Source organism: Microcoleus vaginatus HSN003, assembly GCF_022701255.1.
GTDB classification, from domain to species: Bacteria; Cyanobacteriota; Cyanobacteriia; order Cyanobacteriales; family Microcoleaceae; genus Microcoleus; species Microcoleus vaginatus_B.
Genome location: NZ_CP031705.1, coordinates 133344 through 152500, shown reverse-complemented (window position 1 = coordinate 152500; position 19157 = coordinate 133344). Strand labels below are relative to the sequence as shown.

The following is a 19157-nucleotide window of genomic DNA, read 5'->3' as shown; positions in this document are numbered from 1 at the left end:
TCGCCAACATGAAGAAGGGGGGCAGAAGTTGCTTCGCTTCTATTCAACAAAGTCGGCCGACCCAGACCCAATTGAGTCCGCACAGGCGGGCTTGGTTTGGGGAGCATCGAGACTTCCAGTTTGTGGGCGATTTGCTACCGCCACGCGAGAGAGATTTTTTGAAATTCTTAATCGCCTGAAGAAGCAAATTGGGATACCCTATCAAGCGACTTATGAATATCAAAAAAATCGCCTCTAGATTATAATCGCCGATTACCTGAAAGCTTATCCACCTACAGTTATTTCTTTTCCTCTTTTCAGATCAGCTTGCAATCGCAGTTTCTTGCCTTCCGGCATACCCCCGAAAGCATTTTCCTTTTTTACCTTACAAGGAACGCTCACTATGGCTAATCGAGAACATTTTGCTTATGTAGTGCAAGAGGTCATTTGCTCTCATTGGTGCCGGGAGAAAAATTCACTTTTCACAACAGGAGAAGCAAGGGCATCATGCTGAAGCAGAAAACCGACATCGGTTCGCGATTAAGGCGAAGGCACCTACTTGGAATGTTTTTGGTAGGCATCACTGGCGCGATTGGATCAGCCTGTACCACTAACTCTATGGAGAGAATTACATCAATGAGAACAGAGAAACCACAGAATCAGGATCAGGCATCTATAAACGGACGCCTGCTGGCACGACCAACGCAGCCTACGGGAACGGCACCAAGCGGTCTGCAACCATTGGGACTTTCCACCAAGCGCGACGGACTCCTCTACGTGCCTAAAAATTACCAACCTTCCCGACCCGCACCACTGGTGGTGATGCTGCACGGCGCAGGTGGCGACGCACGCGGCGGTCTGACTCCGTTCCAAAACCTCGCCGATGCCACTGGACTCATCCTGCTGGCACCTGCCTCGCGCCGCCAGACGTGGGATGTGTTGGTCGGTGGGTACGGCCCCGATATCGCCTTGATTGACCAGGCGCTGGCGCAGACGTTCAGCCGCTACGCTGTAGACCCTACCCGCATTGCGATCGAGGGCTTCTCGGACGGGGCTTCCTATGCCCTAAGTGTCGGCATCACCAACGGCGACTTGTTCAGCCATGTCATAGCGTTCTCGCCGGGGTTTATGGCACCAGCTTCACAGGTTGGCGAACCGCGTCTGTTCATCTCGCACGGCACGCGAGACTCTGTTTTACCGATCGATCCTTGTAGCCGTAAGATAGTGCCACAGGTGCGGGGTGCTGGCTACGATGTGGTTTATCGGGAGTTCGACGGCCCCCACACAATTCCTCCTGCGATTATAGAGTCCGCACTGGACTGGTTCACGGCGTAGCAGGGTATTCTCGTACAATCTAAATTTGTCAATTCTCAATGAACACAAAAGGCGCTGTAATATTCGACATCATCGGCACCTGCTTCAGTTTGGACAAGCCCCGCCAGAGATTGGTAGAGCTGGGTGCGCCCCCTCATGCTCTCGAACTCTGGTTTGCCCAAACCTTACGGGATGCCTTCGCCCTCTCCCATGCAGGCAGCTACCGGACGCTCAAGGAAGTCCTAGAGGCAGAACTGCCCCGGACGCTCAAGGTGCTGGGAATTGAGGCAGATGTTCAGAAGCGATCGCATATAGTAAAAGCCTTCTCCGAACTGGAGCCGCAGCCAGAGGCTCTAGAAGCTTTTCGGCTTCTAACAACAGCAGGCTGGAAGCTAGTCGCCCTCACCAACGGCAGTGAGGACTCCACCCACAAGCTGCTGGAACGAGCCAATGCACTTGAATACTTCGCCAGCATTTTCTCCTGTGATGCGATCGGGAAGACGAAGCCACACCCGGATGTCTACGCCTTGGCGAAGCAAGATGTCGAGGGCGATGTCTGGATGATTGCTGCTCATGCCTGGGATATTGCAGGTGCCGCCTGTGCTGGTTTGCGAACTGCTTTCATTAATAAGGAGGAGAAGGACTATCTCGGTGTTTACCCGCAACCAGAGATAATCGCTAGTGATTTGGTTGAAGCAGCGAACCAGATTGTGGAGGGAATGACACTCACGTTAAGGTAAATAGGGTTGGCTCTTGCCACGAATGTATAAGCACTTAAGTGGCCAAACCCAACAGACAAACCTTGAGTTGAGTTTCATCCCTCAACCTAACCTACAAAGTTGGCTGCGCGATCGCAGACATGGTATAAATGTTGGCAAAAAGCAGATGTTGGATTGACGCAGGAAACGCAATTTACAGGATATGCGATCGCACTGCAACTACTTACAACACTTACGAACAAAGCTGATGTACTTCTACAGGTCTTTCCATTGCTCCATCGCAAACTTAATTAACTGCTCCCTCCTGTAATTGATTGCGTCTTTGTCCCATACACTACGCTCTACACCATTGTCAGAAACAATTTCATTCAATAACATGAGACTAGCTTTCTTGTACGTTTCCTTTTTGTCGCTAAAGCCTTTGTTGCCTGCCTCCGAGTTTAATCTTGGTGCCAGCAAACACAGATTGCCCATAGAGTGTACAAGCTCCCTGTGTTCATCTTCAGTAAAATGGTTCCAACAAGGTTTACTTTTATCTTGGGGCAAGATGTGTTCTATAGTGTTATTTAGATTCGATTCCCATATCTCATTCCACATGATTTGATCGAACTGAGTACCATTTATTTTTGCTAAATATTCTTCATACCTAAAAAAGAAATATTGTAATTCCTTTTGCCAGTCACTATAGAAATCATGCTTTTTCAATTCTTCAACAGCGGTATCAATAGGAAAATCACTACCTATTCTTGCTATAGTATTTAGCAAATCGTTAACAGTTGCATTTGCATCTTTTCGGATTTGCTTGGCTGCACGTACATATTCACCAACTTTTGTACGTGAATCTTTTCTGAAAAGACCATAGATTTTGAAGGAAGTACGCTCCCATTGTTCAAGAAGGCTATTTCTATCTTCCTCCCTCAAGTCCTTCCTTAGCATAATCGCTACTGCGAGTAATCTCGCTTGCGTAATATCAGTAACAGCGTTTCTTCTTTTGTCAGCATACAACTTGGATAAGCAAGATGTGATGTTTTTAAGCCAAACTGTATTTTCAATAATCTTGTTTATTACTAAATCATTGCTTGATACCTTTGTACAATCGTTCTTGAAAAACTCAAGAGTATCTTCTGCACTGAGGGGTCTTCCGGCTCCGCTTTCCTCTTTTAACGTTGCAGCAAATCGTATTATTTCGTGACCTGGAATATTTTGAAGTCCAATTTCTCTGTATATATCAGACCAATAGCTGTGAAGCTCATTTAAGTGTTGACTAAAAAGATCATTATTCTCAGGACTACTTGCATATTCATAAAGTAATCCCATCAATAGACTTTTACATTTATCAAGCCAATCAACATCAAGACCACGGCTATTCAGAACTTCAAAAATTGTGTAGACTGCACCTTTATCTTCTAGTGATTGAAAAATAAAGTAGAGATAGTTTTTAACAAGAGCAAGTAGATCGACTACATTAGAATGACAGTTTATAAATTTCTCGCAATCCTTAATTGCTTGAAATATGTTCTTGTCAGCAACAGTTTGTATAGAATCTGCTTGTGGTTCATTACCATTCTTTAAATAATCTCTAAGAATAAGTCGATTATCATGATTGTTTTGTAGAATGATAAGTCTTCCATCATCTTTGACTAACAATTTATCTAATTCTTTTGCTTCATCAAGTTGCTCATCATTTCTGAGTTTAAGGCTAATAGCTTTTAGCAAAATGACTAAAGTTGTGAGGCGTTGTTGCCCATCAACAATGTCATAAACATAGAAAGTGTTAGAACCAACTTTCTCTTTATCTTTTGTTTTTAGGCAAACAATAGTTGCCATAAAATGTGTTCTTTCGTCATATTTTTCTCTTGCCGCCTGAAGCTTTTTGATGTCTTCAAACAGTTCATTCCTTTGTTTCGTTTGCCAACTATAGTGACGTTGGTATTCAGGAATTCTGAAGAGTTTGTCGCTCAATATTACGATTAAAGGCTTGAATTCAGGCTGAATCATACTGTAGGCGATATAAATTCACTATGCTTAGTATAATGTACCATAGCGATTAGACAGTCTAAACTCATGAACCGCCTTAATCTCACTGCTCTACCACTCTAACTCCTAAACACCGTCGTTCATTTAGCAGTCTCTTGAACAACAAAATCAACCACATCCTCTAATGAACCAGTGCGCTTGTACAGGTCCCGTTGCCGTGCAGCACTGTTCCCTTGCTGCATCGTTTCCTGTGCGATCGCATAGACTTCATCCCATTCGCCACATTCTTCGATGGTGTTGATGCCGATTAGCGATCGCGGACTCCGCACTAGACTGGTTCACCGTAGAGTGTTCTTCGATCACGTTGGCATCAGTTGCTGAATGCGCTGTGGCTCCTCTCCCAGCCAATCTAGATTCTGGGCAGTGCTGTCGAAAATTGATGAAGTTTTGAATGGCTCAAACTCGCCGCGTGATGCTGCTTCTGCCGTTTTTGCTAACAGCGATCGCACCTGCTCGTCATTCATTGGCTGGAACGTCCGCACCGCCTCAAACGCTTGATCGAGAATCTCCATGCTGTCAATTCCCGTAACCACAACCGATGTAGGTAGATTCAGCGCATAGTGCAGACACTCAATTGGCGTTACCGTGTTTGACCGTAACAAAATCCCGTTTGCCATGCTTTTCATGCCAAGAATGCCGATGTCCTGTTTAACCAGTTCTGGCACAACCAGCTTCCCAAAGCTTCGGTAGTGGGCATCCATCACATTGAGTGGCAACTGAGCCGCATCAAACTTAAACCCATAACTAGCTGCAACTTCCAGCATATGCAGATGAATCTGGGGGTCTTTGTGTCCAGTGAAGCCAATATATCGGAGTTTGCCAGCTTCCCGCGCCTCAATTAAGGCGGCATTTGCCCCTTCTGGATCGAAAACTCGATGCGGGTCCTCGAACCGGAGGATTTCGTGGTGCTGGACCAGATCGATGCAATCAACTTGCAGGCGTTGCAGTGATTCGTCTAGCTGTCTTGTGGCTTCTTTCTTGGAGCGACCGTCAATTTTCGTCATCAGGAATACTTTGTCTCGGTAGCCATCGCGGAGAGCTTTCCCCATGCGAATCTCGCTGGTTCCACCGTTGTAATCCCAACTGTTATCCATAAAAGTGATGCCACGGTCGATCGCACTGCGAACAATCCGGATACCCAGTTGCTCATCAACATACTTCAATCCGATGTGCCAACCACCCAATCCGATCGCAGAAACCCTCTCTCCTGTGCTGCCAAGAGTTCGGTATACCATTTCTGAGTTTGACGTACTTTCTGACATCTGTTCTCCTTGTTTTGCAGCTATTGCTTTTGTATTAACAGCATTGGACGATCGCGCCGATCGCCTAACGTCTTGTGAAAGAAGACCGCGCACTTTCGGCTCACCCATCCTCACCGTCGGACAAAGATGATTGGTAGCTCGATCGCTCAGGGATTCGATCGCCATCCGGTTGCTCTCGGCTCCCCATCTCATTGTTTTGCAGTGCCGCTTTGTCACTCAAAGAGGTTAACAGCGAAGGCGATAAAGATGAGTGACTGTCTTTTCCAAAAGCGCGTTCAGTACCAATCCCACCTGTTCCAGGTAACAACCGATTAAACCAAGCGATCGCAGTGGTAGAAAACCCTGGAAAAAGAGCATAGAGTCTGGCACTAAACCAAGTCCAAAGTGGCACAATTACCTCTGCATCACCCCGTCGAAATCCAGCAATGGTCTCACGAGCAACCTTTTCGGCACTCGTCGAGATCAAGGGCAACGAATCTGCAATGCTGAACCAGGTAAACTCCTTGCGGTGCTGACCTTTGAACATAGCGTGGTCTATCACGCCTGTGCGGATGAAACCGGGACATACCGTTGTGACAGCAATCCCGTCCTTTGCCAGTTCTGTCCGCATCCCTTCCGACAAACCCGTTAAGGCAAATTTGCTGGCGCAATACGCCAACATATGCGGGGAAACTACCTTGCCGCCGATGGAAGAGATATTAACGATGCGTCCAGCTTGTCGTTGACGCATTTCCGGGAAAACCGCATAAGTAGTGTATAGCGGTGCCCAGAAATGCAGCTTCATCAAGTCGTCGTAGTCCTCCATCGTCAATACGTCCATTGGCCCCACAAGGTCGGTGCCTGCGTTGTTAATGAGGATGTCGATCTGACCGAAGCGATCGCGCACCTGCTGCACCATCTCGTCAACCTGGGAGCGATCGGTGACATCACAGGGAACAGTCAGCACCTCTCCACCGCACTGGTTCAGCTCGACACGCGCCCTTTCGAGCTCTGCGCGATCGCGGGCGCAAATGGCCAAACGCGCTCCTTGCTGCACCAACTGGCGTGCCATAACCAAACCGAGTCCGCGAGAACCACCCGTAAGCAGCACCGTCTTGCCTGTGAGATCGTATTGACGTTCGCGCCACGATCGCACCACCCAAAGCACGACGAGCAAAGCGCCCACGCCAACTGCAAAAAGAATAAGAGGATTCTGATTATCTATATAGGAATTCATGGTTAAAACTCAAATGCTGATGTATTGTGAAGCGCAATCTACCCTATTACCTGAACCTGATATAGCAATCCTAAATCATTTGTGAATTTCTTACTCCCTCCCCTTAGTAAGGGGAGGGTTGGGGTGGGGTAAAAAATTTATGACTCCTTTAGGATTGCTATACTAAAACCTTAAACTTCTGCTGTCCTCTGACTAAGAAGTTGTCATATTTGAGCTAATTCTGTGTCTAATATAGCAATCCTAAATCCTTTGTGAATTTCTTACTCCCTCCCCTTGGTAAGGGGAGGGCTGGGGTGGGGTAAAAAATTTACGGCTAAAATTAGCAATACCTATCTACCTCTTCGCTCTAAGTTGTTAGCCACACTTTTTTTCTTCTAAACAGAAGTTCCCCTCACAGGGGAACTTCTGTTTAGAAACTGCTGTTATGGCGATCGCGGTTGGCTAGAGAGTGGGAGCTAAAAAGCTATTCTCTTATTGCACAATCAGCTCCACTCTCAATAAAGAGCCATCAAGCCACTTACCGGCCCATGCTTTGTCTTTTAATGAGAGGGTTGGCTGTTATTGCAATTAGGCTGCCATTTCTTGCTGAAGCTTGCTCTTGGCAGCTTTGAATTCGGTTGCCATTTGCTCTTTTTGCTCGTCGCTGCAATTCTTGTCGATCGCCGCAAACATCGTGGATTCTTCTTGACGAATGTGGTCGCCAACCGCCTCCATCAGGTCTTTAATTCTCGATCTAAACTCGTCGGCATTAGTGGGGTCCATAGCCTTAATTTCATCGAGCATCCCCTTCATTTGCGCTTGCTCATCGTACAGCTCTTGAGTGTTGTCATCACCGTAGAACGAGCGAACTTTCGGATACACGACTTCTTCTTCCGCTTGAGCGTGTACCAACAAATCTTTGTAGAGTTGCCCGAAATACTCTTGGAGCTTTTGAGGGTCTTTAGTAGCTCCGATTTCGGTGAAAATGGTATTCGTCTTGTTGTGATCCAGCCGGATGATGGTCTGGATGTTCATATCTTGTTTGTCAGTGTTTTGGGTGGCTATGCTGCCAACTACACCCGACAATGCAGCAACCCCATCTTGCACCCGTGCCCAGAGTCCCTGGTCAGCGTCTTTACCAGTCATTTCGCGGACACCCACCACTTCGAGCATTCCTTTGAGTTGTTCTTGGTGAGCACGACCCTCAAAATTGACGGTATTCAAAGGGCCAATTGCCACTTCAATATCAGCTCCCACCTTCTGAGCGGCTTTGTGAATAATGATTCCACTCATGGCTTGACCATGCTTGATCAGTTCGTGGTGAATGAGTTTCTGATAATAAGTAAACTCATCGCCTGACATCATCTTCTCAAACTGCGGAATAAATATATTGGTCGCAGCACTAGGTTCAGCTTGAATGCCGTATTGGACGATCACCGTCTCTATAATGCCCAGGTTTTTCTGGTCATCTTCAAGCATATTCTGGAGACGCTTGCGAACATCTTCATCCGGGCAGGCATCTATTAGCTTTTGATCGTTCGAGATAATTAAACTTTGAAAGGCTTTCAAGTCTGCCAATCTTTCGCCGATAGCAAGCCGTTTTGTATCGTCTAACGTTGTAACCATGTTTAATCTTCCTAGATGGTGAATAATCTGATTGATAGCTGTTTGATACCTGTAGCTCCTCGCTTTGCCAGGCTAGCTTGACCCACCTTATTTACAAATAAGGTCGTATTTAGACCAAGCTTATTTGTTGATTGACCAACGGTTCATCCCGATCAAAAATGGGTGCCATTGTCAACAATCTTTTTAACGAGAGTCAGTTCCTTGATTTGGACTGCCAACCACGTTGCCAGAACCTCCAGGAGCTTCAGGCTCACTACCGGGACGGAGGTCAGTGCCGGATTCTTGACCCGTCATGCGAGATCTCTCATCAAGTGGAGTGTTACCCTCTTCTGTGGTTGGTATACTTGTTTGGGTGCCAGGATTATCTTGAGGCTCATATTTTGCATCATCTTGGCGATTGTCTTGAGGATTATTTGATGTCATGATGTGCACCTCTTTTTCACCTTACTATACAAGGCTATCATTCAGTCTCAAGTAGGTGATCTATCCTCAGACATGACTCGTTCTACCACTAATTCTATAGGGAATATTGAGCGAGAAAAATTGCACAAAATATGTGCAATCTTTCTCCATCGGGCTTAACATTTGCTGTACGCCCAACACCGCTGTAGAAAATCCGTACTTTTCCCCCTTGTATCGATTACCGTGTGTTGCCCTGTGCTTCGGTGTCCTGGTCACGGCGTCCCAGCAGGGTACGCACAGCGGTAAGAACCTCCGGCACTGCGAGTACGATCGACGCGATCGAGCAAACCGTCGCAACTTGGCAGTATTCACAAAACGCCTTGTTCTCGCTCCACTCCTCACGAGCTAACTCGACATTGGTCACCCCGTCCAACACGAGCTTGATACCCATTGCAATTGGTAACAGAGGGTTGCGCCTAGCGCGGTCTAGACCACCAGCAGCAGCTACCCAAGCAGTGAGGGCATAATTAGCCACCATTATTGGCCCGTCGGGTGAGTTGAATTTGTTATAAGCGTAATTAGAAGCGTCAACGCGGTCTGCATCGAAAAGCTTTTGTCCAGGCGGATCTGGTAGGTGATTAACGATCCCAGTCTGGTAGAGTGTGACGGCTTGTCCCATCGAACCCCCAAGCATAGATAAGCCGATAATCCATCGCCGACGGGTCATGTGAGGGTTCTGTCCTTGACGCAGCTCCTCACTCAGTTGTTTTGGGTCCATAAAGCGCAATCCTCAATAATAATAACGTATGCGTTAACGATCACATCAGCCATACACGAAGCGGTTCAATCAAAATGAATAGGATACGCACTAGGAACCCAATTCAACGACGCGATCGTCCTGCGCTGAGAGTGTATAGATTTCCCATCATTTTATGGATTCAGTTTGATGCGTACCACTTACCTAAGAGGTACTTTAAATAAAGCGCTGTATTGCAAGCTCTTGTATACAAAAGCTTGAACTCGGTTAATATTAATAAGTCCTTTCTTTAGGTAGACCCTCAGACCAAGTAATAGCATTAAAGTTTAATAGAGGGCTTTTTAGTGAATTAAACCTTTTTATGGGGAAAACGAATAAGAAATTTTTTCTGAGTGAAAACGGTTTCATCTTTAAAAAGCTCCCCAAGAGGTTATCTTAGAGAGCTTTGTTAGTTTTTCTAGCAGGTTTGTAAAGCCGATGGTTTCCTAATTACTTTCCCAACACCCGGTAAAAGATCAGAAATCACTCTCTAGGTAAAGTCATGCGACTCTAATCCTCAGTAGGCTTTTGTAATTTACGACCTGCCAAGCATTTTGAAATAGCTTTCCCAAAATTGCTTCTGGGCTTCGATTGACTGACGAGCTACCATAGCCTGAAATTCCAGAGAACTCGTGACCACCTGTTCCTGAAATTTCAGGGTGTTAACAACACTATCGCGGACGTTGGGCATATTGGAACTTGGCATATTCGGCATCATGGATGTCCAGCTAGTGAAAATCCCTGTCTGCAATTCGCTTAACTGTCTTAGGTACTGTTGGAGGTTACTATTCCAATCCATCATGTTTCTCCTTTGATTGGGGTATTAAATACTGATTGTCTTGTCTGCAAACAATCAAGTTGATAATCAATTATAGCCTGTATAGTCGGCAATGGATAATAACCATGTTTTTTAAGCGCAGTTGTAAATAAGATTTGTATGATAAGCAAGCTGTAATCAATACCTAAAAAGCCTTACAGCTTGTCAAAAAATACATTTCAACGCCAATGCAACCTGGGCAATAATGTTGAGTTAGTTCCATGAAAGTCTAACTACTTATGACTGTGCCGATTTTCGATTGGGAGGAGAAGATACTTCCGCATTCAGGCGTGGGGATAATCCAAACTCCCCCAATCCTGCAATCAGTAATCCACAATCTGCAAGATCCCGGCTTCATCTCCGGAGCTTTAGTCAGAGGAACAATGCAAAATCTAAAATCCCAAATCCCAAAGTGTTTGGCTTTAGATTGAGCTTTGAGAAATGACGAAAACTTCCTGATACTACTGACGGAATCCGCTTCCACAAGCATCCCGCTTGAACTTGGTAGCGCTTAATAACGCGAGAATTAAAAGATAGTGAGGATGTATGCAAGAAGCCTATATTGTCTCAGCATTACGCACGCCGCTCGGTCGGTTTGGAGGTGTCTTTACGGACTTTTCCCCAGTGGATTTAGGGGCACACGCCATGCGAGCCGCCTTGGAGCAAGCCGGAGTATCGGGTGACGCTTTAGACCTGTACATTTTTGGCAACGTACTTAGGGCAGGTCACGGACAGTTATTGCCCCGTCAGGCAGCTTTCAAAGCCGGAATACCGGATACAGTGAACGGGTATGCCGTAGACATGGTGTGTTCGTCGGGAATGATGAGCGTGATGAACGCCGCCACAGCTATCCGCGCTCAAGAAGCCGAAATCGTACTGGCTGGCGGCATGGAAGCTATGTCTCAGACTGGATTTTTCTTATCGCACCGAGCCAGATGGGGGTACAAATTGCTGCTAGGTTCGCCAGAGCAACTCACCGATATTTTGCTCCACGACGGACTCACCGACGCCACCACCTCCGAAACAATGGGAGAGCAAGCTGAACGGCTGGCAGCAGCTTACCAGATCACGCGCCCTGAGTTGGACGAAGTTGCCTTCTATTCACAAGCTAGGGCAGCGATTGCAACCGAGCAAGGTTTCTTCAAGAGGGAGATCGTACCCATTGAGGTCAAAGGGAAGAAAGGTTCGCAAATCGTGGATAAAGATGAGGGAATCCGCCCCGAAACCACGTTAGAAAGCCTTGCCAAACTCAAGCCTGCTTTTGGGGAAAATGGAGTATTCACTGCCGGCAACAGCAGTCAGATATCGGATGGAGCAGCAGCGCTAGTCTTAGCAAGCAAAACGGCCGTGGAACACTACGGACTTAAGCCAATAGCACGGGTAATTGGAGGAGCGTCGATAGGTGGAGAAGCTTGGCGATTCCCCGAAGTTCCCATCCTGGCAGTCAACAAGCTTTTAGACAAGCTCAAGATGAGAATCTACGATTTCGATGTGTTCGAGAACAATGAGGCGTTCGCTTTAAGCAGCGTGCTGTTCAACCGGACGCTGGGCGTTCCTTACGAGAAGCTCAACGTCTATGGGGGAGCGATCGCTTTGGGGCATCCCATCGGGGCTTCTGGGGCGCGAATCATCGTCACGCTGCTCAACGCCTTGCAGGAGCGAAATGGGCAGCTAGGGCTGGCATCTGTGTGTCATGGCACTGGTGGCGGTACTGCGATCGCAATTGAGCGGCTTTGACAAGGAAAAAGGCGAAAGGAAGAGGGAAAAATTGTTTTCTTGTTCCTTTTGCCTTTCTCCTTTCACCTTTTTCTTTTTCCTCCATACAGTGGAAGAGTGGGTTATGACATCTTTGGGACTGGAAGATAAAGTCGTTTTAGTAACGGGCGGTAATCGAGGGATAGGGGCGGCGATCGTCAGTCTGTTGCAGGAGTTGGGAACTCAGGTAGCTTACACCTACCGCAGCAGTAGTGAGGATCAGCATGGGGCTTTGGCAATCCAAGCCGATGTGACTGACAAAGCAGCGATGGAGGCAGTGGCACAACAGGTTGAACAAAAACTAGGGTCAATTTACGGGATTGTGGCGAATGCTGGGATTACCCGAGACAACTTCTTTCCCAAACTAGCGATAGAAGACTGGGACGCGGTAATCGACACAAACTTAAAGGGAGTCTACAACACACTGATGCCCGTTATTCCGAAGATGTACGAGCGGGGAGAAGGCTCTGTTGTCTGCATCAGCTCGATTTCGGGTGAGCGGGGAAACCTCGGTCAAACTAACTACGCCGCATCCAAGGCGGCTGTAATTGGTTTAACCAAGTCCCTAGCTAGAGAGGCAGCTCGGTACGGGGTACGGGTCAACGCTGTGTCACCGGGATTTATTGAGACTGATATGGTTAAGTCGGTTCCAGACAAAGTAAAAGAGCGTATTGTGTCTGAGATTCCGCTGCGTCGTTTCGGCAAGCCTGAAGAGGTTGCTTGGGCAATTGCGTTCCTGCTCTCACCGATCGCCAGCAGCTATGTCACGGGCGAAGTTCTCCGAGTCAACGGCGCTCATCACACTTGAGGGCAAGGGCGATCGGCACAGGGTGGAATATCCATCAGCAATAATTACAGTTCATCATTTAGATAAAATTGGAGCCAAGCGTCACTAACCCCACCCTAAAGGGATGGGGCTTGTAGGGAAACCAAGCCATAGGTAGAACACAAGCGCAAGTAGGACTAGACAACGGCCCAGAAGCCAATTTGAACTAACTGAAGGTGGCACTTTCATTGGACGTTACAGGCGCTCTTCCTAACCCGTAACCACTCCGTTAGTCAAAGTCGAAGGAAATTAAACAGTTAGGTTTATCGCCAAACAAACACCATGCAATACGTTCCTGTAGTGGACTTTGAGCAACGTCCTTTAATGCCAACAACACCCGCAAGGGCAGAGCGTTGGATTAAATCTGGAAAAGCAACACCATTTTTCCGTAAAGGGATATTTTGTGTTCGCTTAAACGTTGAACCTTCAAATCGTCATACTCAACCCGTAGCAGTTGGAATCGATCCGGGTTCTAAACGTGAGGGGTACACAGTCAAATCAAAAGCTCACACCTACTTAAATCAGCAGTTTCATGCTGTTGATTGGGTTAAAGAGGCTGAAGAGACAAGTACAAATGCCAGACGTGCAAGACGTAATCGAAAAACACCTTGTCGCCAACCTCGTCAAAACCGGAAGCGTGGCGGGATTCCTCCCAGCACGCTTGCGCGCTGGCAATTCAAAATCCGAGTAGTCAAAGTTTTTGATACCCTCTTTCCCATCTCAGGTATTGGAATTGAGGATGTAAAAGCATTGACAAAAAAAGGTTGCCACAAGTGGAATACGTCATTTTCGCCTTTAGAAGTTGGCAAAAAATGGTGTTATTCCGAGTTGGAAAAAATTGCCCCTGTCACCCAATTTGATGGCTATACCGACACCTACTTAACTCGTCAAAGATTAGGTCTAAAAAAATCTAAGGTCAAGTTATCCAATGTTTTTGATGCCCATTGTGTCGATTCTTGGGTGGTAGCTTACCTGTTGGTAGGTGGCGATATATCACCAGAAAATATGGTGGTGATGGAATGTAAACCCATCCGCATTTATCGCAGACAATTGCACGTTTTTAACCCTGGGAAAAACGGATATCGCCGTCCTTACGGTGGCTCCATGTCGCAAGGATTGAAGCGTGGGGGGATTGTCAAGCATCCTAAGTATGGAAAGTGTTACGTAGGTGGCGAAGATGCTAAAAAATCTCGCATTAGCCTGCACAGTCTTGGTACAGGAAAACGCCTGTGTCAAAACGCAAAGCCCACGGATTGTAAGTTTCTGGCTTACAACTCATGGCGAACTGTAAAGCCGTCCTAAAAGGACGGGGTTTCAAACCCATTTTTCTGATGAAAACAGCGATTGAAGAGCGACGAATCAATGTCCGCGGTTTAACCACCCGCTACTTTTCGGCGGGTAATGATGGCTTACCGTTAGTGCTGTTACATGGAGATAGTGCCAGTGCTCTTGATTGGTCTTGGGTGCTTCCCAAACTGGCAGCTACGCATCAGGTGTACGCGCCCGATTTTCCCGGTTTTGGCGAGAGTGCTAAACCCAACCGCGAGTATTCACTAGAGTTTTTCAAGCAGTTCCTGGGCGATTTTCTGGACGCGCTTGGAATTGAGCGGGCGGTGCTAGTTGGCAACTCACTAGGGGGGCTTATTTCCCTGCGCTTTGCGCTGTCCCATCCGGACCAAGTGGCGGCTTTGGTACTGGTAGACAGTTCCGGCCTAGGTTACGCGGTCACTCCGGCTTTGTCCCAGTTAACTGTGCCTTTGTACGGGGAGGCTGCGATCGCCTGGTGCCAAACGCCTCTTGGCGCGAAGCAGCGGTCTTTGTTACGGACATCGCTGCTTTTTGCCCACCCCTCAAAGGTTCCCGATGTGTGGCTGGAGGAGCAGGAGCGAATGTCGCAAATGCCTGGTTTTCTTAAAGCCACCGTGTCCTCGCTGCGTGCCCAGCTTAATGTATTTGGACAGCACCAGGTATTGCTCGACTCTCTACCGCAGTTGCAGATGCCCACTCTTGTCGTTTGGGGTACTGATGACCTGGTTTTGCCAAAAAGCCACGGTCAAGATGCCGTCAGTCGCCTACAGCAAGGACAACTCGCGTTGATACCTGACTGCGGTCACCTACCCCATGTCGAGCGTCCCGAACTCTTTACCGAGGAGTTGAGTAAGTTTCTCGCTGGAGTTGGGTTTTAGCAAGCCCGCAATGTTTGAGCGGGAACTCAAGACATCACTTTCGGATGGTATTCTTCCGCCCCTTGTCGGAAGTAGCCAACTATACAACCTTAATTGATGGCCTATTTCTGAACCGAGCGAGAACTCATCCAGAAAAAACAATTTTTGGGATGGTGGGACGCAACTGCGATCGTGTTTTCCAAAAGCAGCAACATCCACTCCGAGAGAGATGAGCTGATGTTGGAAATTTTCTCAAATCTACGGCAAAGTCTGTCTTTAATATCCAGGAAAGCAGTAAAGGAGCAATGAAAATGGTATCGACTATTGATGACACCAAGCGCCTTGCGATCGCCACAAAACTGGCAGATATGAAAGCGCTACAAAATCTGCTGATTAGCAACGAGGAGAAATTCATTCAGGATTGTACTGATGATGAGATTCGCAAGCGCCTACAGGATATGCTCGAAGACGATCGCAAAAACCTTGGCGTTCTCGATACTGCGATCGTTCAGTACGGTGTCCAGAGCGAGCTTAAGGAAACAACCCAGAAGCTTGTAGAGCAAGTTGAGAAACTAATGGAAGGCTCTGAGCTAACTTTGTTTGAAAAAGTATTTGAGCAAGAATTGCTCAAGCACAAGCAGACAATGACTGGGCTGCTAATTCACAAAGCTGCTCAAGTTGTTGCTGCTGATATTGAAGCTGCGATCGCTCCTTTGAATGCAGTTAACTTTGAAAACCGCGCTCATCAAGAGCAACTCAAAGGAATTCTGGAAGTTCTAGGCGTTCGCGAATTGACAGGACAAGAGCCATACCAAGGATTGTGGGGACGGGTTCAAGATGCTGTCGCGGCTTTATCAGGCGTGGTGGGTAGTGTGATAACGCGCACCGATGATGAGATGAGTATCCGCGACCTCCTCCGCATGGATCATACTAAAGCCGATACCTTATTCGCGGAAATTTTAGGTGCTGACGATCCCCAAAAAATTGCAGAGTATTTTGGACAACTCTACAAAGATATAAAAGTTCACGGTACAGCCGAAGAACAAGTTCTTTACCCGGCTATTCGTCCGTATTACGAACACACCCAGGAAATATACGAGCAAACCGATGAAGTGATGGAGATGTTAGATGAAATTAAGCCTTTAGAGCCAGCTTCATCTGAGTTCAAAGCAAAAATTGAGCAGTTAAGAACTGCGACGCGAAATCACATAAATCAAGAAGAAAAAGATATATTCACCATAATCCGAGACAACTTCAGCCACGATCAGCAGAAGCAAATGGCTACCGAGTTCAAAACCGTTAAAAGCCAACTACAAGAGCAAATGGCTGATGCCAATAGCGTAACAGCCAACTAATCAAAGATGAAGTGAATAGCTAAGCAAAACTTAGCTAAGGTTTGATATTCCTAACCCTCAAGTGAAACGTTTTCATCAAAAATAATTCTGGGACTTTGTGTAATTATGAACAATCCAATGACGTGGAAGTACATATTTCAACTCAAGGCTGCGATTAATTGGATCGAATCGCTGGCTTTGCTGTTTGCCGACAGATGGATTCGCGAGTTTCTTGGTGAGAAACCCCTCACCAATCCTGAGTATTTACAACTGTTTGTCGTGTTGGTATTTGTTATCGGAATTGGCTATTGGTGGGTCAGTCAGGACATCTCCCGCAATCGCGAAATTGTAAAACTTGGAATTTACGCGCAATGTTCCGTCTTCGTTGTGCTAGCTTATCAAACTTTGGTAGGCAATGTTCACCCATTTTATCTAATCCCGGGTGTCATTGACCTTATCTTTGCAATTCTTTTCGGCCTGTTTCTCTACTCCTATGCTCGGACTAAACCGACTTTTGAGTGACCATATAGAACCGTTAACAAGAAACTTTGTATTGGGGCTTAGAGAGGATTGAATGTTAGAGACAAACCTTTAGCTTCGTTCGGTATAAGCCTATTAAGTTTTGAAATTCGGTTAGAACCTTTTTGTAATTGGTGCCGGGTCTGGAGGACTTCCCACTTCCTAACCGGCTGCTAGTTATGGTGTTCGTGTGGCGATCGCAGAACAGGATTCAGTAAGGCGGTACTTGTGTCCTCCGAGGCTGTATTCCTGAAAAACTGGCGTTGCATAATAGACGGATGAACTCTATTCACGCTTCTATCCAACAACGCGCCGCCAAAATGGCGATCGGCGCGGCAAACACAACTACTTTTGGCGTGACTGTGGTAAACAATTTATTTAATTCTATTCTACTAAATGATATCGAACCTCAATTAAAGAGCAATGCTTGATAATGTATGTCAACGGCAATGGTTTTCGGCTGAAGGGGTAAGAAGAGAGCTAGGAAGTAGAGCGGATAAGGGTTCCGCCCTTATAACTCGCTGATAAAAGCGGCTTTTATGGGGGGATTTACTGGTTAATTCTGCGGTGCATTGGTGATATTGTTCCAAGTTTTTTACCCAGTTTTCTCCACCTAAGCCCACCCCAAATGTACTGCGTCTTCGATAGATTCTCCCGGCTTCTTTGGGACGACAGACATATTTTTGTCCCTGATGTCTGTTAATTTCATCCCCTTGCAGGGTTGACTTTAAATAAGCTAGAGACATCACCAAAATCATTGAGTTCAATCGGTTTCCTCTTAATCCAGTGCCTTCTAGATTATAGCCCCCACTTTTACAGTCTCGGAACATTTCTTCAATCCCCATTCTTCTTTTATACGCTTGGATGGCTGGGGGGTGACAAACATAGCTAGTAACCTTGCCCGAACCAGGTTACAGCCTTAATTCCATGTCAATAAAAGTGACGTTTATTACGAGTTAACTTCATTAACTCTTCTACAGACTCAGCATATTTTTCGAGATAATTAATCCACGGTTGGCTATCATTTCCCACCCCGAATGTACTACGTCGGCGATAAGTTTTTTCGGCTTTCTTGCGACGAGAAACATATTTTTATACATTTTTTATGATGATGATACTGCCTTCAATAATGTCATAACTGTAGGAAATTGTCATCAATAAAATTATCTTAATTAGTCGGTCTCCTGTTAACCCTGTTCCTTCTAAATTATAGCCCCCACTTTTACAATCACGGAACATTTATTCAATTCCCATCCGTTGTTTGTAGGCGGCGATCGCCTGCGGTAAATCGCCTAGATTAGTTAGGATAAACCAAGCTTCATCAACTGTCCGCCCTTGGTAGTTACGTTTCCATTTGCAGGCGACATCAAAGCCCGCGAGCGGTTTGGTCTTTCTGACTTTTATTCCTTGAAAGTACAGAGAGGTTTCCGGCTTAATTCCTAAGTGATCTAACCTGACCCAAATCATATTTTCGGTTTCGATACAATGATTCCGTTTGAGTCGTAAGCAAAAATACACATTCTGCCCCCTCAACCAGTTTGCCAAATCTACTGAACAAATGATGGAGCAAGAAGCCGCAGAAGCTGCTGAGATGAAACGGCGAGCGAATCATCGTACAATACAACGGGTTAATACACAAATGTCAGGAGGTTAAACAGTTATGGTCAAAGTGGGAAGAGCAGGGTTTATATATCTTTTTCTTGCCCAAATATTGTTCCGAAATGAACCCAATTGAATTAGAGTGGCAACACATTAAAGAAGATGAATTAGCCGGGCAAATGTTTGACGATGAATTAGAACTCGCCTACGCCGTAATTGATGGAGTAGAAGTTAGAGGCAAAAGAGGAAACTACAGTACACAACGTATTAAATTTAAGTCCCGTTCCCCTACTTAATGTTTTGTTACATAGTTGTTATTTTCCCCGCCGACCTACTTATTTCGACTAATATTGAACAGATAACTTGCTTCATTAATTTTCAAGCCATCGAGTTTTATGGCTTCGATCACCTTCTGACGAATGTGGTAAATGTAGGGTTTGGGCCAGGAGCGATCGCACAGCAGGATGAGAGGCTACTTTCAGTTTACGCCATAACCGCCTTGGCGGTTGCTATAGTTGCGAATGTTTCAAGTACGTTGTAGTTGGGTTGGGTTTCCATTCAATTAGTTTCTCCAACGAGTGGAGAACACGACCTCCGCGCTAGGCGATTGACCGCTAGGCGATTGGCATAGCATAATTGCAAAAGTTGCCATTCAATCCTAGTAGGCTATTCAGCTTTTCCGGATATGTCTGTTATGTCCGTGATGCCAGCCACGGCGAATATGCTGCTCGCATTCACAGGGCTGGGGTTGTTCAATGTTGGCAAGCACACGCAATTTTGCCTTCAATTTGTATCGCGCTCAGAGCCTTCAA

19 protein-coding genes and 1 pseudogene are annotated in these 19157 nt (G+C 46.4%); 11 read left to right on the top strand and 9 right to left on the bottom strand.

From position 1 onward, the window contains the following. Positions 1-28 precede the first annotated feature (28 nt). The 3 genes from D0A37_RS29260 to D0A37_RS00680 all read left to right on the top strand — a co-directional run bounded on the left by D0A37_RS29260 (position 29) and on the right by D0A37_RS00680 (position 2033). Positions 29-238: a PIN-like domain-containing protein gene (locus D0A37_RS29260; protein WP_445242462.1), complete on the top strand. Its 210-nt coding sequence runs from the start codon at positions 29-31 to the stop codon at positions 236-238. A 377-nt stretch (positions 239-615) separates the two neighbouring features. Further along, on the top strand, positions 616-1314 hold the full coding sequence (locus D0A37_RS00685; RefSeq protein WP_242720073.1) for an alpha/beta hydrolase: 699 nt from the start codon (positions 616-618) through the stop codon (positions 1312-1314). Positions 1315-1352: 38 nt separating this feature from the next. Then, positions 1353-2033: a haloacid dehalogenase type II gene (locus tag D0A37_RS00680; RefSeq protein WP_242720071.1), complete on the top strand. Its 681-nt coding sequence runs from the start codon at positions 1353-1355 to the stop codon at positions 2031-2033. A gap of 234 nt (positions 2034-2267) precedes the next feature. Here D0A37_RS00680 and D0A37_RS00675 read toward each other — a convergent pair whose 3' ends face one another. The 8 genes from D0A37_RS00675 to D0A37_RS00640 form a co-directional block, all read right to left on the bottom strand. Further along, complete coding sequence (locus tag D0A37_RS00675; RefSeq protein WP_242720069.1) at positions 2268-4010, bottom strand: DUF262 domain-containing protein; 1743 nt, start codon at positions 4008-4010, stop codon at positions 2268-2270. Positions 4011-4129: 119 nt separating this feature from the next. Then, positions 4130-4318: a hypothetical protein gene (locus tag D0A37_RS00670; RefSeq protein WP_242720067.1), complete on the bottom strand. Its 189-nt coding sequence runs from the start codon at positions 4316-4318 to the stop codon at positions 4130-4132. A gap of 30 nt (positions 4319-4348) precedes the next feature. Next, positions 4349-5503, bottom strand: coding sequence for an aldo/keto reductase (locus D0A37_RS00665; RefSeq protein WP_242720065.1), 1155 nt, complete (start codon positions 5501-5503; stop codon positions 4349-4351). Next, a complete protein-coding gene (locus tag D0A37_RS00660) occupies positions 5412-6527 on the bottom strand; it encodes an SDR family NAD(P)-dependent oxidoreductase (protein WP_242720064.1) in 1116 nt (371 codons plus the stop codon). Before D0A37_RS00660 ends, D0A37_RS00665 begins: the two co-directional genes overlap by 92 nt. Positions 6528-7094: 567 nt before the next feature. Beyond that, on the bottom strand, positions 7095-8132 hold the full coding sequence (locus D0A37_RS00655) for a hemerythrin domain-containing protein (protein WP_242720062.1): 1038 nt from the start codon (positions 8130-8132) through the stop codon (positions 7095-7097). Between the two features lie 183 nt (positions 8133-8315). Beyond that, positions 8316-8555: a hypothetical protein gene (locus D0A37_RS00650; RefSeq protein ID WP_242720060.1), complete on the bottom strand. Its 240-nt coding sequence runs from the start codon at positions 8553-8555 to the stop codon at positions 8316-8318. Positions 8556-8772: 217 nt separating this feature from the next. Beyond that, positions 8773-9312 carry a vitamin K epoxide reductase family protein gene (locus D0A37_RS00645; protein WP_006634080.1) on the bottom strand — a complete coding sequence of 180 codons (540 nt, stop codon included), beginning with the start codon at positions 9310-9312 and terminating at the stop codon, positions 8773-8775. A 553-nt stretch (positions 9313-9865) separates the two neighbouring features. Further along, positions 9866-10132, bottom strand: a complete 267-nt coding sequence (locus D0A37_RS00640) for a hypothetical protein (RefSeq protein WP_242720057.1) — start codon at positions 10130-10132, stop codon at positions 9866-9868. Between the two features lie 561 nt (positions 10133-10693). On the opposite strand from D0A37_RS00640, the gene phaA reads away from it, so the two are divergent. The 7 genes from phaA to D0A37_RS00605 all read left to right on the top strand — a co-directional run bounded on the left by phaA (position 10694) and on the right by D0A37_RS00605 (position 17177). Then, positions 10694-11884 carry an acetyl-CoA acetyltransferase PhaA gene (gene phaA, locus D0A37_RS00635; protein WP_242720055.1) on the top strand — a complete coding sequence of 397 codons (1191 nt, stop codon included), beginning with the start codon at positions 10694-10696 and terminating at the stop codon, positions 11882-11884. Beyond that, positions 11841-12710: an acetoacetyl-CoA reductase PhaB gene (gene phaB, locus D0A37_RS00630; RefSeq protein WP_242720053.1), complete on the top strand. Its 870-nt coding sequence runs from the start codon at positions 11841-11843 to the stop codon at positions 12708-12710. Before phaA ends, phaB begins: the two co-directional genes overlap by 44 nt. Positions 12711-13010: 300 nt before the next feature. Further along, positions 13011-14030: an RRXRR domain-containing protein gene (locus tag D0A37_RS00625; RefSeq protein ID WP_242720051.1), complete on the top strand. Its 1020-nt coding sequence runs from the start codon at positions 13011-13013 to the stop codon at positions 14028-14030. Between the two features lie 29 nt (positions 14031-14059). Next, on the top strand, positions 14060-14914 hold the full coding sequence (locus D0A37_RS00620; RefSeq protein ID WP_242720049.1) for an alpha/beta fold hydrolase: 855 nt from the start codon (positions 14060-14062) through the stop codon (positions 14912-14914). Positions 14915-15204: 290 nt separating this feature from the next. Further along, complete coding sequence (locus D0A37_RS00615; protein ID WP_242720047.1) at positions 15205-16248, top strand: hemerythrin domain-containing protein; 1044 nt, start codon at positions 15205-15207, stop codon at positions 16246-16248. A 105-nt stretch (positions 16249-16353) separates the two neighbouring features. Next, positions 16354-16749 carry a hypothetical protein gene (locus D0A37_RS00610; RefSeq protein ID WP_006634073.1) on the top strand — a complete coding sequence of 132 codons (396 nt, stop codon included), beginning with the start codon at positions 16354-16356 and terminating at the stop codon, positions 16747-16749. A gap of 275 nt (positions 16750-17024) precedes the next feature. Beyond that, positions 17025-17177: a hypothetical protein gene (locus D0A37_RS00605; protein WP_242720044.1), complete on the top strand. Its 153-nt coding sequence runs from the start codon at positions 17025-17027 to the stop codon at positions 17175-17177. 808 nt (positions 17178-17985) lie between these two features. Here the strand turns inward: D0A37_RS00605 and D0A37_RS00600 are convergent. Continuing rightward, positions 17986-18213 carry a hypothetical protein gene (locus tag D0A37_RS00600; RefSeq protein ID WP_242720042.1) on the bottom strand — a complete coding sequence of 76 codons (228 nt, stop codon included), beginning with the start codon at positions 18211-18213 and terminating at the stop codon, positions 17986-17988. Positions 18214-18350: 137 nt separating this feature from the next. On the opposite strand from D0A37_RS00600, the pseudogene D0A37_RS00595 reads away from it, so the two are divergent. Continuing rightward, positions 18351-18641, top strand: a pseudogene (locus tag D0A37_RS00595) (transposase); the annotation flags it as partial. Positions 18642-19157 lie beyond the last annotated feature (516 nt).